At 73.3% G+C, this 14,488-nt stretch carries 14 protein-coding genes and 1 tRNA gene; 3 read left to right on the top strand and 12 right to left on the bottom strand.

Going from position 1 to position 14,488, the window contains the following annotated elements:
* Genes LO763_RS03300 through LO763_RS03290 form a run of 3 tightly spaced genes read left to right on the top strand, consistent with a single transcriptional unit; the run spans position 1 to position 3,116 of the window.
* A complete protein-coding gene (locus LO763_RS03300; protein ID WP_230600525.1) occupies positions 1 to 765 on the top strand; it encodes an ATP-binding cassette domain-containing protein in 765 nt (254 codons plus the stop codon).
* Entirely contained in the window at positions 762 to 2,024 is a 1,263-nt protein-coding gene (locus LO763_RS03295) for a sugar ABC transporter permease (protein WP_230600524.1), read from the top strand. Before LO763_RS03300 ends, LO763_RS03295 begins: the two co-directional genes overlap by 4 nt.
* A 3-nt stretch (positions 2,025 to 2,027) precedes the next feature.
* The gene (locus LO763_RS03290; RefSeq protein WP_230600523.1) at positions 2,028 to 3,116 is read left to right on the top strand and encodes an ROK family protein; all 1,089 of its coding nucleotides are present in this window, start codon (positions 2,028 to 2,030) and stop codon (positions 3,114 to 3,116) included.
* A 203-nt stretch (positions 3,117 to 3,319) separates the two neighbouring features.
* On the opposite strand, the gene LO763_RS03285 is transcribed toward LO763_RS03290, so the two are convergent.
* The 12 genes from LO763_RS03285 to thiO all read right to left on the bottom strand — a co-directional run bounded on the left by LO763_RS03285 (position 3,320) and on the right by thiO (position 14,351).
* Positions 3,320 to 3,394, bottom strand: a tRNA-Gln gene (locus LO763_RS03285).
* A gap of 225 nt (positions 3,395 to 3,619) precedes the next feature.
* Complete coding sequence (locus tag LO763_RS03280) at positions 3,620 to 4,297, bottom strand: hypothetical protein (RefSeq protein ID WP_230600522.1); 678 nt, start codon at positions 4,295 to 4,297, stop codon at positions 3,620 to 3,622.
* Between the two features lie 62 nt (positions 4,298 to 4,359).
* The gene (locus tag LO763_RS03275; protein WP_230600521.1) at positions 4,360 to 5,022 is read right to left on the bottom strand and encodes a hypothetical protein; all 663 of its coding nucleotides are present in this window, start codon (positions 5,020 to 5,022) and stop codon (positions 4,360 to 4,362) included.
* A gap of 68 nt (positions 5,023 to 5,090) precedes the next feature.
* The gene (locus LO763_RS03270; RefSeq protein WP_230600520.1) at positions 5,091 to 5,966 is read right to left on the bottom strand and encodes a LemA family protein; all 876 of its coding nucleotides are present in this window, start codon (positions 5,964 to 5,966) and stop codon (positions 5,091 to 5,093) included.
* 80 nt (positions 5,967 to 6,046) lie between these two features.
* Positions 6,047 to 7,375, bottom strand: a complete 1,329-nt coding sequence (gene glmM / locus LO763_RS03265) for a phosphoglucosamine mutase (RefSeq protein WP_230600519.1) — start codon at positions 7,373 to 7,375, stop codon at positions 6,047 to 6,049.
* A 229-nt stretch (positions 7,376 to 7,604) separates the two neighbouring features.
* Positions 7,605 to 8,171 (bottom strand): 30S ribosomal protein S9, encoded by a 567-nt coding sequence (gene rpsI, locus LO763_RS29545; RefSeq protein ID WP_369431904.1) that lies wholly within the window; start codon positions 8,169 to 8,171, stop codon positions 7,605 to 7,607.
* A 24-nt stretch (positions 8,172 to 8,195) separates the two neighbouring features.
* Positions 8,196 to 8,639 (bottom strand): 50S ribosomal protein L13, encoded by a 444-nt coding sequence (rplM, locus tag LO763_RS03255; protein ID WP_230600518.1) that lies wholly within the window; start codon positions 8,637 to 8,639, stop codon positions 8,196 to 8,198.
* 321 nt (positions 8,640 to 8,960) lie between these two features.
* A complete protein-coding gene (gene thiC, locus LO763_RS03250) occupies positions 8,961 to 10,553 on the bottom strand; it encodes a phosphomethylpyrimidine synthase ThiC (protein WP_230600517.1) in 1,593 nt (530 codons plus the stop codon).
* A gap of 410 nt (positions 10,554 to 10,963) precedes the next feature.
* The gene (gene thiD / locus LO763_RS03245; RefSeq protein ID WP_230600516.1) at positions 10,964 to 11,785 is read right to left on the bottom strand and encodes a bifunctional hydroxymethylpyrimidine kinase/phosphomethylpyrimidine kinase; all 822 of its coding nucleotides are present in this window, start codon (positions 11,783 to 11,785) and stop codon (positions 10,964 to 10,966) included.
* On the bottom strand, positions 11,782 to 12,708 hold the full coding sequence (locus LO763_RS03240) for a thiazole synthase (protein ID WP_230600515.1): 927 nt from the start codon (positions 12,706 to 12,708) through the stop codon (positions 11,782 to 11,784). Before LO763_RS03240 ends, thiD begins: the two co-directional genes overlap by 4 nt.
* A gap of 1 nt (position 12,709) precedes the next feature.
* Positions 12,710 to 12,901 (bottom strand): sulfur carrier protein ThiS, encoded by a 192-nt coding sequence (thiS, locus tag LO763_RS03235; protein WP_230600514.1) that lies wholly within the window; start codon positions 12,899 to 12,901, stop codon positions 12,710 to 12,712.
* Between the two features lie 106 nt (positions 12,902 to 13,007).
* Positions 13,008 to 14,351: a glycine oxidase ThiO gene (thiO, locus tag LO763_RS03230; protein ID WP_230600513.1), complete on the bottom strand. Its 1,344-nt coding sequence runs from the start codon at positions 14,349 to 14,351 to the stop codon at positions 13,008 to 13,010.
* Positions 14,352 to 14,488: the final 137 nt, after the last annotated feature.

Below are 14,488 nucleotides of genomic sequence, written 5' to 3'. Positions count from 1 at the left end.
GTGCTGCTCGAACTCACCGGTATCTCGAAGCGCTTCGGACCGGTGGAGGTCCTCTCCGACGTCGATCTCGCGATCGACGCCGGAGAGGTCTGCGCCCTGGTCGGCGACAACGGCGCGGGAAAGTCCACCCTGGTCAAGTGCGTGGCCGGCATCCACGGCATCGACGGCGGCGAGGTCCGCGTCGACGGCGAGGCCCGCCACATCACCAGCCCGCGCGACGCCGCCGCGCTCGGCATCGAGATCGTCTACCAGGACCTCGCCCTGTGCGACAACCTCGACGTGGTCGAGAACCTCTTCCTCGGCCGCGAGCGCCGCCGCGGCCTCGTCCTCGACGACGACGCCATGGAGCAGCTCGCCGCCGAGACCCTCTCCTCGCTCGCCGTCCGCACCATCCGCAACCTCCGCCAGCCCGTCGCGAGCCTCTCGGGCGGGCAGCGCCAGACCGTCGCCATCGCCAAGGCGGTCCTGTGGAACTCCCGCCTCGTCATCCTCGACGAGCCCACCGCCGCGCTCGGCGTGGCCCAGACCAGGCAGGTGCTCGAGCTCATCCGGCGCCTGGCCGACCAGGGCCTGGCCGTCCTCTACATCTCCCACAACCTCAACGACGTGTTCGCCGTGGCCGACCGGATCGCCGCGCTCTACCTGGGGCGCATGGCCGCCGTGCTCGACGCGGCCGACGCCACCCAGTCGCAGGTCGTCGAGCTGATCACCAGCGGCCGGTCCGGCCAGCTGGGCCTCACCGACCAGAACGGAGTCCGGCCGTGACCGCAGAGACGCAGACGCCCCCCGCCGCCCCGCCCCGGCCGGGCGCGGGCCGCGCCGTGCTCGACCACGCCAGGTCCTACTGGGCCGAGGTGCGCTCGGGCGAGGTCGGGGCGCTCCCGGCCGTCGCCGGGATCATCGCGCTGTGCGTGTTCTTCGGGCTGTCCAAACCGGTGTTCCTGTCGGTCGGGAACCTCGCCAACCTCTTCGGGCAGGGCGCGGCGGTCGCGTGCATCGCCATGGGGCTCGTGTTCGTCCTCGTCATCGGGGAGATCGACCTCTCGGCGGGGTTCGCCTCGGGCGTGTGCGCCTCGATCATGGCGGTGATCCTCACCGACTGGGGCATGCCGTGGCCGCTCGCGATCGGCGCGGCCCTGGCCACGGGCGTCGTCATCGGGCTCGTGATCGGGACGCTCGTCGTCAAGCTCGGCATCCCCTCGTTCGTGGTCACGCTCGCGGCGTTCCTCGCCTTCCAGGGGATCGTGCTCATGATCCTCGACGAGGGCACCAACATCTCCATCAACGACGAGACGGTCAAGGCCCTGGCGGGCGGGAACCTCGAGCGCTGGCAGGGCTGGGCGCTGCTGGTCGTGACCGTCGCCGCCTACGCGGCCCTCCAGGTCCAGCGCTGGCGGCGCCGGGTCGCGCGCTCGCTCGTCCACGAGCCGCTCGCGGTGGTCCTGGCCCGGATCGGCGCCCTGGCGGCGCTGCTGACCGCGACGGTGTTCCTGCTGAACCTGGAGCGCTCGGCGAACCCGCAGATCATCTCGCTCACGGGCGTGCCCGTGGTGGTGGCGCTCCTCGGAGGGCTGTTCGCGGTGTGGACGTTCGTGCTGCACCGCACCAGGTTCGGGCGCCACCTCTACGCGGTGGGCGGGAACGCGGAGGCCGCGATGCGCGCGGGCGTGAACGTCGACCGGGTGCGCATCGCCGCGTTCGTCGTCTGCTCGGGCATGGCCGCCGTCGGCGGCGTCGTGGCCGCCTCGCGCGCGGCCTCGGTCGACCCGAACACGGGCGGGTCCAATGTGCTGCTGCTTTCTGTGGGGGCGGCCGTGATCGGCGGTGCTAGCCTCTTCGGTGGCAAGGGCACGGTGCGGGCCGCTTTGCTGGGAGGAGCGGTGGTGGCGATCATCAACAACGGGATGGGCCTCATGGGCCTGAGCGCGGGCGTGCGGTTCGGTGTGACCGGAGCGGTCCTGCTGCTCGCGGCGGGCGTCGACGCCATGTCGCGGGGCCGGGGCAAGCTCTTCGGCAGGCACTGACCGGTGGCCCGGCCCGGGACTGAGGAGCTGCGGCGGCGCAATCGCGCGGCACTGCTCGGACAGCTCCACCGGCACGGCCCCCAGACCAGGGCCGAACTCACCGAGGCGCTGGGCCTCAACCGGTCCACGATCGCCGCCCTCGCCTCGGACCTGGCCGAGTCGGGGCACCTCCAGGAGACGACGGGGCGGTCGACCGGGTCGGCCGGGCGGCCCTCGACGCTGGTCGAGTGCGTCCCGAAGGCGCTCGCCGTGGCCGCGGTGGAGATCCGCGCCGACCGGGTGCGGTTCGCGCTGGTCGGCCTGGGCGGCGAGGTGCTGGAGCGGTCGGAGGCGGCGCTGGCGTCGGGCGCGGAGCCGGTCTCGGCCGCGGCGGCCGCCGCCGAACTGGCCGGGTCCGCGGGCGCCGAGGCGGTGGCGGCGGTGCCCGGCCTGGTCGACGCGGGGATCGTCGCGCACTCGACCGAGCTGGGCTGGGCCGGGCGCGACGTGGCCGCCGACCTGGCGGCGGCGACCGGCCGCGAGTGGCGGGTGGTGGACACGGCGACCGCCGCGGCGGTCGGCGAGTGGTCGCGGGGCGACGCGCACGAGGCGACGACGCTGCTGTACCTGCACGGCGGGCGGGGCCTCACGGCCGGGCTCGTGGTCGAGGGCCGCGCGCAGCGCGGTGGATCGATTCAGTTGGGGCACATCGTGGTCGAACCGAACGGACGCGAGTGCGCCTGCGGGCTGCGGGGGTGCCTGGAGGCGGAGATGGAGGCGTTCGGGTACGCCGAGGACATCGAGGAGGCGACGCTGGCGGCGGGCATGGGCGACGCGGCGGCGCGGGACGCGCTGCACCGGTCGGGCGAGGACCTGGGGCGGGCGCTGGGCGCGGTGGTGACGGCGACGGGCCCGGACGAGATCCTGTTCGGCGGCTGGCTGCGGGAGCTGTACCTCTCGGCGGCGGCCCCGGTGCGGTCGGCGCTGGCCGGGGCGACGCTGCCGCACCTGCGCTCGCGCCTGCGGCTGCGGACCCCGGTGCTGGGCGACGAGGGCGCGCTGACGGGCGCGGCGGAGACGGGTTTCGCGGCCCTCATCGACCGGATGCGCTAACGCGGCACCGAACGCGACGACCGCTCGCGCCTTGTTCGAGCCGGACCATGTCGGACCCGCGAGGGAGGATTGAAGAACGGGGGCCCCCGGGCCTCGGCGGCTTTCGCGTGCCTCAGCGGTGTTCCGGCCGGGCCGCGCTCCGCGCCGCGGACGGGGGGCGTGTCAGGAAGGCCCTGCGGGGAGAGCCCTGCCGGGAGAGGGAATGGCTGGCCCGCCAGGACTCGAACCTGAAATGACTGAACCAAAATCAGTAGTGTTGCCAATTACACCACGGGCCATTGCGAGCGCGTCGGGGCGACGGGCGCGCGCGGAGCCAGTCTAACAGCCGCGCGGCGCCGGTCCGCCTCCCTCCGGGGGCCGCCACCAGGGCGCGCCCCGGCTCCCCGCACCGGACGGGGCCGGGGTGAACCCGGTGGTGAGCCTGCCGTCGAAGACCTCGGCTCCCGCACCTGACGGGGCCGGCCACGGCGGGCCCGCAAGCCCTCCGGCAAGCCTTCCGCGCCTCAGTCCTTCCACACGTGGTCGGGCACCCGGTCCAGCACCTCGTGCAGGAAGTCCGCGTAGAAGAAGACCTCGTTCAGGTTCAGCCGGCCCGAGCGGAAGGTCATCAGCCACGGCCCCTCGAAGCGCCAGTGGTACGACCACGCCCGCCAGTCGGTGAGCATCCACTCCATCGTCCGGGCGTGGATCACGTCGTAGGCGTAGCGGGGGCTCGGCGACAAGATCTTGAACCGGTCGTTGAACGCCTGGTTCTCGAACTCGATGTCCTTGTCGAACCGCTTGCTGAGGAAGTTCTCGTGGCCGATGTCCAGCAGCGGCCGGGTCGCGGGCAGGCTGATCGCCACCACCTGGAAGTAGTGGGTGCTCTGGCTGTCGCCGCTGCCGGTCTGGTACCGCAGCTCGAAGCAGTGCAGGTGCGCGCCCTTGTACTTCCCGCGGAAGACGTCCAGGGCCTGGCGGCCGTGGCCGCCCGCCAGCGGCGCCTGGGCCGAGATCGCCAGCGCCGAGGGCTCCTCGGGCCAGTAGTGGAAGCCGTGCCGGACCGCCCAGTGGTGGTAGGCGGCCATCTGGCGCCGGCGCGCCTGCCGGGTGTGGTGCACCGCGACCACGACCACCGCGACGACCGCCCCGACGCAGGTGAGGGCGCCGAGGGGCGCGACGACGAAGGGGATCAGCTCCACGGGCGCCTCCTCAGGGCGGGACGCGAACGGGCCGCGCCTCGCGGCGCGGCCCGTCCCGTTCGCTAGTTGTTGGACCAGACGTGCCGCGGCACCTGCGCGTAGATGTCGATGAGGAAGTCCGCGTAGAAGAAGACCTCCTCGAGCTTGAGCGCGCCCGACCGGAACGTCATCAGCCACGGCCCCTCGAAGCGCCACTGGTAGGAGCGGGCGCGCTGGTCGGCGAGCATCCACTCCATCGTCCGGGCGTGGATCACGTCGAACGCGAAGCGCCGGTTCGGCGACTTGATGCGGAACGTGTCGTTGAACGTCTGGTTCTCGAAGTCGATGTCCTTCGCGAACCGCTTGGTCAGGAAGTTCTCCTGGCTGATGTCCAGCAGCGGGCGGGCCGTGGGCAGGCCGATCGCGACCACCTGGTGGGTGTGCGTCTGCGACTCCTTGCCGCTGCCGGTCGTGTACTGGTACTGGAAGAACACGATGTGCGAGTTCTTGTACATGCCGCGGAAGACGTCGACGCCCTTGCGGGAGTGGCCGGCGTTGAACGGCTCCTCGCTGGAGAGCCCGACCACCGAGTTGTCGGAGGGCTCGTAGTGGAAGCCGTACTGGGCCGCCCAGGCCCGGTACATCGCGATCTTCTTCTGGCGGGCGCGCCAGCCGAAGTAGCCGATGACGATGACGGCCACGGCGCAGAGGACGTAGACCCACCACGGGTTATCGGATGAACTCACTGGGGTGGTTTCCTTCTCGAGGGCGTTCGGGCGGGGGCGCGGCTCGGCGGGCGCGGGCCGCGCGCGGGCTACCGGCCGTAGGGCTGCTGGCCGTAACCGGGCTGCTGGGGCTGCTGGGGCTGCTGCGGGTAGCCGGGGGGCGGCGGCTGCTGGCCGTAGCCGGGCTGCGGGGCGCCGTAGCCGGGCTGGGGCGCGGGCTGCCCGTAGCCGGGCTGGGGCTGCTGGCCGTAACCGGGCTGCTGGGGCTGCTGCTGGCCGTAGCCGACCTGCTGGGGCTGGCCGTAGCCGGGCGGCATCTGGCCGGGCGGGGCCTGCGGCGGCAGCTGCTGCTGGGGCGGCTGCTGCATGAAGCCGGGCTGCTGCATGTCGCGGAGCTTCGGGGCGACGCGGGCCTGCGGGGTGTCCAGCTCGAAGTACTCCTCGGGCTTGAACCCGCCCATCTTCGCGGAGATCGAACCGGGGAAGACCTGGAGCGCGGTGTTGTACTCGCGGACGTTCGCGTTGTAGAACCGGCGCGGGGCGGCGATGCGGTTCTCGGTCTCGGTGATCTCGGTCTGGAGCTGGAGGAAGTTCTGGTTCGTCTGGAGGGCGGGGTAGGACTCCTGCATGTGGATGACGCCGCGGATGGCGTTCCCGAGCTGGCCCTCGGCCGCGCCCTGGGCGCCGTGGCCCTGGTTCGGATCCTGGCGGGCCTGCATGGCCAGCGCGCGCGCCTCGGCGACCTGCCGCAGCGTGGCGTTCTCGGCCCCGGCCGCCTGCTGCACGACGTACATCAGGTTGTCCAGCAGGTCGTATCGGCGCTGGAGCTCGACATCGATCTGCGCCCACGACTCCTGGGTGATGTTGCGCAGCCGAACCAGCTTGTTGCGGCCGCCCAGGGCCGCGAACACCAGGATGAGCGCGATCAGCACCAGGACGACGAGGATGACGATGACAGTGGTCATGGAACGAGAGCCTAGTCCATCTATGCCAGTGGGAGGGCACCGCCAACGGCGCCCTCCCGACAGGAGGGAACGGGTCCGGACTAGGACATGGCCTGCTCGACCACGGCCACGAGCTCGGCCGCGACCGACTGCGCGACCGGTTCCTCGGAGGCCTCGACCATGACCCGCACGAGCGGTTCGGTGCCCGAGGGGCGCAGCAGGACCCGCCCGTCGGCGCCGAGCTTGGCCTGCCAGAGGGCGACCGCGCTGCGGACGTCCTCGTGGTCGATCACGGACTTGTCGGTCACCCGCACGTTCACCAGGACCTGCGGGGCGGGGGTGAACACCGAGGCCAGGTCGGCGAGGGTGCGGCCGGTGGCGGCCATGCGCGCGAGCAGCATGATCGCCGTCAGCGTCCCGTCGCCGGTGGTGGCGTGGTCGGCGAGGATGATGTGCCCGGACTGCTCGCCGCCGAGGGAGAGGCCGCCTTCGCCGAGCCGCTCGAGCACGTAGCGGTCGCCGACGCCGGTGACCTCGAGCTTGATGCCGGCGGCGCCCATCGCCTGGTGGAGGCCGAGGTTCGACATGACGGTGGCGACGAGCGTGTCGCCGCGCAGCGTCCCGGCCTCGTGCATGGCCAGGGCCAGGACCGCCATGATCGCGTCGCCGTCCACGACCTCGCCCGCGGCGTCGACGGCCAGGCAGCGGTCGGCGTCGCCGTCGAGCGCGATCCCGGCGTCGGCGCCGTGCGCGACGACGGCCGCGCGCAGCCCGCCCATGTGGGTCGAGCCGCAGTCGTCGTTGATGTTGAGGCCGTCGGGGGCGTCGTTGATGGTGACGACCTCGGCGCCGACCCGGCGCAGGGCCTCGGGGGCCGCGCCGGCGGCCGCGCCGTTGGCGGGGTCGAGCACGACCTTGAGGCCGGTGAGCGGGTTCGGGCACACGGCCACGAGGTGCTCGATGTAGGCCTCGACGGGGCCGGTCGAGCGCTCGATGCGCCCGACGCCCTCGGCCTGCGGGAGCGGCGCGGGGTCGCCCATGGCCGCCTCGATGGCGTCCTCGACCTCGTCGGGGAGCTTGCGCCCGCCCGCGGCGAAGAACTTGATGCCGTTGTCCGGCATGGGGTTGTGGGAGGCCGAGACCATGACGCCGAAGTCGGCGCCGGTCAGGGCCGTCAGGTGGGCGACCGCGGGCGTGGGAAGGATGCCCAGGTCGATGACTTTCGCGCCGGCGGCGGCGAGGCCGGCCGCGCTGGCGGCGGCGAGCATCTCCCCGGAGGCGCGGGGGTCGCGGCCGACGACGGCGAGGGGGCGCCGGTCCGAGGCGCCGAGGACGCGGGCCGCGGCGATGTTGAGGCGGAGGGCCAGGTCCGGCGTGAGGTCGGCGTTCGCCCGCCCCCGTACGCCGTCGGTGCCGAACAGTCGTGACACGGTGTGGCTTCCCATCTTGGCGGTGCCGGCGCGGGTCTCGCGGACCGCGCTCGGCGAGCCCGTCGGCTCGGCTGGCGAGCCCCGCGGCCGGGACCGGCCCTTTCGGTGACTGGCGGCAGTGCCGGTTGGCAGTGCCAGGGTGGCAACGAACGGGGGCCGCCGAGGATGTCCTCGGCAGCCCCGTCGTTCGTGCAGACTAGCGCGTCCCCGCGTGCGCGGGGAAGGCGTGCTAGCGCTTGGAGTACTGCGGCGCCTTGCGGGCCTTCTTGAGACCGTACTTCTTCGATTCCTTCTCGCGGGCGTCGCGGGTCAGGAACCCGGCGGCCTTGAGGGCCGGGCGGGTGTTCGGGTCGATCTCGACCAGGGCGCGGGCGATGCCGAGGCGCAGCGCCCCGGCCTGGCCGGTGGCGCCGCCGCCGTGGATGTTGACCAGGACGTCGAAGTTGTCGCCGGCCTCGACGGTCACGAAGGGCTCGGCCACGGTCTGCTGGTGGACCTTGCTCGGGAAGTAGTCCTCGAGGCTCTTGCCGTTGACGACGTACTTGCCGGTGCCCGGGACCAGGCGGACGCGGGCGATGGCGCGCTTGCGGCGGCCCACGGTCTGGATCGGGCGGTCGCTCGGGATGACCGGGATGCTCGGCACGGACGGCGCGGCGGCGACGTCGGCGGGGATCTCGACCGGGGCCTCGGCGACCTCGGCGACCTCCGCGGGAGCGTCGGCGGGGACCTCGACGGGCGCCTCGGCTTCGACGGCTTCGGTCTCGACGGCCTCGTTGGCCTGGATCTCGTCACTCATGTGAAAAATTCCTTCCGCCCGCGCCTACTGCGCGATCTTCTTGATCTCGTACGGCTTCGGCTGCTGGGCGGTGTGCGGGTGACCGGGACCCGCGTAGACCTTCAGCTTCTTGGACACGGCGCGGCCGAGCTTGTTCTTCGGCAGCATGCCGAAGACGGCCTTCTCGACCACCTTGTGGGGGGCCTTCTGCATCAGCTCGTTGTAGGACTTCTCCTTGAGACCGCCCGGGTAGCCGGAGTGGCGGTAGGCCTTCTTGGTCTGGAGCTTGTTGCGGGTCAGCACGACCTTGTCGGCGTTGACGACGATGACGTAGTCACCGGTGTCGGCGTTCGGCGCGAAGGTCGGCTTGTGCTTGCCGCGGAGCAGATCGGCAGCGTGCGTCGCGAGCCGGCCCAACACCACGTCGGTCGCGTCGATCACGAGCCACTGCGGGTCGATGTCGCCCGGCTTGGGGCTGTACGTCGGCACAGTGTTACCTAGCTTTCGTTGTCGGTGTGGAACGAATCCCGCGGATGACATGCGGGACCGCCTGAATCCCCCGGCCTGGAACGGCGCGCGCCGGCCGCGGGGCGGTCGACGTGGGATTCGTTGGACAGCGCCGCCGCGGTGGAGCGTGCGGGCCGGGGACCGGCCCTGGTGCGGAGGCACTCGAACAACAGCTGCCAAGTCTACGCGGTGGCGGCGGCGGCCCTGACGGCGGCCGCCGTGACCTCGGCTACAGCCGTTTCGGCGGGAGCCCCGCCGCCGTCCGGGCCGCCGCGGCGGCCCGGACGGCGGCCCCTTTTCAGGTCACCGGGGCTCCACCACGGGCAGGTAGACCTTGCCGCCGCCTTCGCGGAACTCCTCGCTCTTGCCGGCCATGCCCCGCTCGGCGTACTCCTTCAGCTCCTGGCTGATCTTCATGGAGCAGAACTTGGGACCGCACATGGAGCAGAAGTGCGCGGTCTTGGCGGGCTCGGCCGGGAGGGTCTCGTCGTGGTACTCGCGGGCGCGGTCGGGGTCGAGCGCGAGGTTGAACTGGTCCTGCCAGCGGAACTCGAACCGCGCTTTGGAGAGCGCGTCGTCCCATTCCTGGGCCTTGGGGTGGCCTTTGGCGAGGTCGGCGGCGTGGGCGGCGATCTTGTAGGCGATGACGCCCTCCTTGACGTCCTCGCGGTTCGGCAGGCCGAGGTGCTCCTTCGGCGTCACGTAGCAGAGCATCGCGGTGCCGAACCAGCCGATCATGGCGGCGCCGATGGCGGAGGTGATGTGGTCGTAGGCGGGCGCGACGTCGGTGGTGAGGGGGCCGAGCGTGTAGAAGGGGGCCTCGCCGCAGAGCTCCTGCTGGAGGTCGACGTTCTCCTTGATCTTGTGCATCGGGACGTGGCCGGGGCCCTCGCACATGACCTGGACGTCGTACTCCCAGGCGATGTGGGTGAGCTCGCCGAGGGTGCGCAGCTCGGCGAACTGGGCCTCGTCGTTGGCGTCGGCGATGGAGCCGGGGCGCAGGCCGTCGCCGAGGGAGAAGGCGACGTCGTACTCCGCGAAGATCTCGCAGAGTTCGCGGAAGTGCGTGTAGAGGAAGTTCTCCTCGTGGCGGGCGAGGCACCAGGCGGCCATGATCGAGCCGCCGCGGGAGACGATGCCGGTGACGCGCCGCGCGGCGAGCGGCACGTACCGCAGGAGGACGCCCGCGTGCACGGTCATGTAGTCGACGCCCTGCTCGGCCTGCTCGATGATCGTGTCGCGGTAGACCTCCCAGGTGAGCGCGACCGGGTCGCCGTTGACCTTCTCGAGGGCCTGGTAGAGGGGGACGGTGCCGATGGGGACCGGGGAGTTGCGCACGATGTGCTCGCGGGTCTCGTGGATGTGCTTGCCGGTGGAGAGGTCCATGACGGTGTCGGCGCCCCATTTGACGGCCCAGGTGAGCTTCTCGACCTCGGCGGCGATGGAGTCGGAGACGGCGGAGGTGCCGATGTTGGCGTTGATCTTGGTGAGGAAGTGCTTGCCGATGATCATCGGCTCGGACTCGGGGTGGTTGACGTTGGCGGGGAGGATGGCGCGGCCGGCGGCGATCTCGGCGCGCACGAACTCGGGGTCGAGGCCTTCGCGGACGGCGACGAACGCCATCTCGGGGGTGACGGCGCCCTGCCTGGCGTAGTGGAGCTGGGTGTGGCATTCGAGCGCGGCGCCGCCGCGGCGGAGGGTGCTCGCCTCGGTGCCGCGCCGCTCGCCGATCCACGCCGACCGGAGTCCGGGCAGCCCGGCGTCGGGGTCGGAGCCGGGGCCGGAGGTGTCGTAGAGGCGCAGGGGCGGCTCGCCGCCGGAGAGCTCGACCTGGGTGAAGGGCACGCGGACGTCGGGGCGCGGCCCCTCCACGTAGACCTTGGTTCTGGCGTTCATGCTGTCTCCTCAGTGATCTCGATCATCGGTCGCGCAGGGGCGGCGCGGATTGTCGTATCCGGGGCGCAGGGTTGAGACCGGGGGCCCGCAGGTCAAGGGCCCGAGCGCTTTCGGCGTGCGCGGGAAACGTCGCCGCGGCGGCGAACGCCTTCGCACCGCGGGCGGCACCGGCACGGACTGCCGTACCGGCCGGGCGCCGTCGCGTCGAGGGCGCTCGAATCCGTACTGCCGCGGGCCGTCGGACCGCCTGGAAACCGCACCGCGACTCGTCGGGGCGCCAGGCCCGCGGCGCGGCCCGCCGGACTCGAAATGTCGCACTCCTCGGGCGCCGTCGCGTCGAGGGCGCTCGGACTCCCGGCCCCGGAGCGCTTCGCGCCGCCCGCCGTTCGCTCCCCGCCCCGCCTCGCGGCTCATATCGCGGCGCTCTTGCGGCCGTGGTGGTGATGGACCGGGCCGCGCCCGGTCCCCAGCCGCCAGTCGGCGGCGGCCTTCAGCGCCTCGTTCACGTAGACCTTCGCCCCGGCGACCGCCTGCGGCAGCGGGTGCCCGAGCGCGAGCCGCGCCGCGATCGCCGACGCGAGGGTGCAGCCGGTGCCGTGGTCGTTGCGGGTCGCGATCCGCGGCGCGGCGAGGTCGAGCATCCGCCCGTCGCACCACAGCACGTCGACGGCCGCCGCGCCGTCCCGGTCGAGGTGCCCGCCCTTGACCAGGACCGCCCTGGGCCCGTAGGTCGCGAGCGCGCGGGCGGCCTCCCGCATCTCCCCGACCGTCTCGATCTCCCGGCCGAGCAGCTGCCGGGCCTCGATCAGGTTGGGGGTGAGCACCGTGGAGAGCGGCCCGAGCCCGCCGAGGTACCCGGCCGGGTCGCCGTCGTAGAGCGCGTCGCCGGTCGTGGTGACCATGACCGGGTCGACGACGAGGTTCGGCAGCCGGTCGGCCTGCCCGTACTCGGCCACGAGCGCGAGCAGTTCGGCGCCGCCGAGCATCCCGGTCTTCACCGCGGCGACCGGGAAGTCGCCGAGGACCGCGTCGAGCTGGGCCCGCACCAGGCCGGCGCCGATCGCCTCGGCGGCGGTCACGCCGCGCGTGTTCTGCGCGGTGATCGCGGTGACGACGCTGGTGCCGTGGACCTGGTGGGCGGCGAAGGTGTGCAGGTCGGCCTGGAGTCCTGCGCCCCCGCCGGAGTCGGATCCGGCGATGGTGAGCGCGACGGGCGGCTGGGTCCGGTTCACAGGTCGGCCATCCCCTCGAAGCTGGAGGAGGCGTTCGCCAAGTGGCGCTTGGGGATGCGCCCGGCGAGCCGGGCGGCGCGGCCGGCGTTCACGGCGTCGCGCATGGCGGCGGCCATGAGCGCGGGGTCGGCGGCGCGGGTGACGGCGGTGGCGAGGAGGACCGCCGAGCAGCCGAGCTCCATCGCGAGGGCGGCGTCGGAGGCGGTGCCGATCCCGGCGTCGCAGATGACGGGGACGGCGGCGTGCTCGCAGATGAGGGCCAGGTTGTGGGGGTTGCGGACGCCGAGGCCGGTGCCGATGGGCGCGGCGAGGGGCATCACGGCGGCGCAGCCCGCCGCTTCGAGGCGGCGGGCCAGCACGGGGTCGTCGCTGGTGTACGGCAGGACCGTGAAGCCCTTGGCGACCAGGGTCTCGGCGGCGTCGAGGAGTTCGACGGGGTCGGGCAGGAGCGTGTCCTCGTCGCCGATGACCTCGAGCTTGATCCAGTTCGTCCCGAAGGCCTCGCGGGCGAGTTCGGCGGTGCGGACGGCCTGCTCGGCGGTGAAGCACCCGGCGGTGTTGGGCAGGAGGTCGACGCCGCAGCGCTCGATGACGTCCAGGAGGGAGCCGTGGGGGTGCGGGGCGACGCGGCGGAGCGCGACCGTGACGAGCTCGGTGCCGGAGGCGGTGATGGCCTCGGCGAGCTGGGCGTGGTTGGCGGCGCCGCCGGTGCCGAGGATGAGCCGGGAGGTGAAGGTCTTGTCGGCGATGGTGAGCGGGGCGAGGGGCGGCGGCGAACCGCGGTGTTCCCCGGATTCGGCGCCGGTCCCGGCCCGTGGGGCGGTGCCGTGCGCGGCGGCCGGCGGGGCGGCGTCGCGGGCGGCCCGCGGCTCGCCGCCGGAGTCGGCGGTCGGTGCGGTGGGCGCAGCGGTGCGCTGTTCCATGTCAGCCTCCTTGGGTGGCGGTGAGGACTTCGACGGCGTCGCCGTCGGCGAGGGGGCGGTCCCATTCGGACCGGGGCACGACCTCGCCGTTGAGGGCGACGGCGATCCCGCGCCGCGCCTCGGTCACGGCTGCGACCGCGTCGGCGACGGTGGCGACGCCTTCGCGCGCTTCGCCGTTGATCTCGATGGTCATGATTCGGCCTCCTCGACGCCTTCGCCTGCCGCAGTGCCGGTCCGGTCCCCCGCGAGGCGGCCTCCGCGGGCGGCGCCTGCTCGCACTGCGCTGTTCCACTGATCGGTCACGATCCGGCCCGCCCGGCGTCGCCGCGCGCCCCGTTGTCGCCGGTGTCACTCCGGTCGTGCGCCCCATGAGCGCCCGGATCGTCGGGCCCTCCCGGCGCTATGGATTCGGGGGCGCCTGCGAACGGCGCCCCGGGGCGCCGCCCCCTGCCCTCGAACGCCGTTGAAGGCCGCTGCCCGCCGCCTTCGGGCGGCGCCGCGGACCGCCGGTCGCTTCGCGCTTCGGCGCGGCCGCCGGTCCCTCCGCTTCCGGCCGCGCCGAACCGCAGGGGGTCGAACGCCCGCGGCGCCGCCGCCGCGTCGCCGGCGAGCAGCGCGGCCACGGCCGCCGCCGTCGCCGGGATCAACGCGATCCCGTTGCGGTAGTGGCCGGTCGCGGCGACGGTGCGCTCGTCGAGGCGGCCGATGAGCGGCAGGTTGTCCGGCGTGCCGGGCCGGAAGCCGACGCTGACCTCGTCCAGGTGGTACTCGGCGATCTCGGGCACCAGCTCGATCGACCGGCGCAGCAGGTCGTGCACCGCGCCCGCGGTGCCCGTGCGCCGGTCGAAGCCGCGCTCGTCGCTCGTGGCGCCGACGACGACCTCCCCGCTCTCCCGGGTCACGATGTAGACCGCATGGCCTTTCACGTAGCCGCGCACGGTGGTGCGGGGCGCGGGCTGCTCTCCCGCGGCGCGGAGCCGCAGCACCGCGCCGCGGACCGGGCGCACCGGCATCGTCCACTGCGATGAGGCGTCCTGGCCCGCTCGGGCGGGGGCGAACCGCGCCGAGCCGCAACCGGCGGCGATCACGACCTGGTCGGCGTCGACCGCGTCGAGGTCCTCGATGCCGTTGCGCCGCAGTTCGACTCCGGCCCGCTCGGCGGCGGTCAGGAGTGCGGCGTGGACGGCGCGCGGGTCGACCGCGCGGTCTTCGGAGGCGAGGACGCCGCCGCGGACGCGATGGCCGATGAGCGGTTCGGCCTTGCGGACGGCGCGGGCCGTGAGCGTCTCGACGCTCCTTCCCGTGCGGCGGTAGAGCTCGGCCTGCCGGTCGATCTCGGCGCGGTCGCCGTCCTCGACGCCGACGACGAGGGTGGGCACGTCCCGGAACCCGACGTCCAGGCCGGAGGCGAGTTCGAGTTCGCGGGCGAAGGCGGGCCAGGCGTCGGCTGATGCGGCCATGAACGGGGCGAGGGCCTCCTCGCCGTAGTGGGACTCGGTGACGGGGGCGATCATGCCGGCGGCCACGCGCGAGGCGCCCGAGCCGGGTTCGGGGTCGTGGACGACGACCTCGGCGCCGGACTGGGCGGCCCGCCACGCGACGGCGAGCCCGATCGAGCCGGCGCCGGCGACGGCGATGCGCATCAGGCTTCGCCTTCCCCTCGCGGCCGCGCGGCAGGGGCCGTGCGGCGATCGGGGCGGGTGCGGGCGTATGCGGGACGGTCGCCGGACCGCCGTCCGGTGTTCCCGTCCGCCGTTTCAGGGTGCCCTTCGGTCCTTGC

Origin of the sequence: Glycomyces amatae (assembly GCF_020991375.1) — a bacterium.
Classification (GTDB): Bacteria; Actinomycetota; Actinomycetes; order Mycobacteriales; family Micromonosporaceae; genus Glycomyces; species Glycomyces amatae.
This window is presented reverse-complemented; position numbering and strand designations above follow the sequence as displayed.

Excerpts from the sequence above, each read along its gene's own strand:
- thiC (WP_230600517.1), bottom strand. The coding sequence starts at position 10,553 with ATGAACGCCAGAACCAAGGTCTACGTGGAGGGGCCGCGCCCCGACGTC.
- rpsI (WP_369431904.1), bottom strand. The coding sequence starts at position 8,171 with ATGAGTGACGAGATCCAGGCCAACGAGGCCGTCGAGACCGAAGCCGTC.
- thiS (WP_230600514.1), bottom strand. The coding sequence starts at position 12,901 with ATGACCATCGAGATCAACGGCGAAGCGCGCGAAGGCGTCGCCACCGTC.
- thiO (WP_230600513.1), bottom strand. The coding sequence starts at position 14,351 with ATGCGCATCGCCGTCGCCGGCGCCGGCTCGATCGGGCTCGCCGTCGCG.
- LO763_RS03270 (WP_230600520.1), bottom strand. The coding sequence starts at position 5,966 with ATGACCACTGTCATCGTCATCCTCGTCGTCCTGGTGCTGATCGCGCTC.
- LO763_RS03240 (WP_230600515.1), bottom strand. The coding sequence starts at position 12,708 with ATGGAACAGCGCACCGCTGCGCCCACCGCACCGACCGCCGACTCCGGC.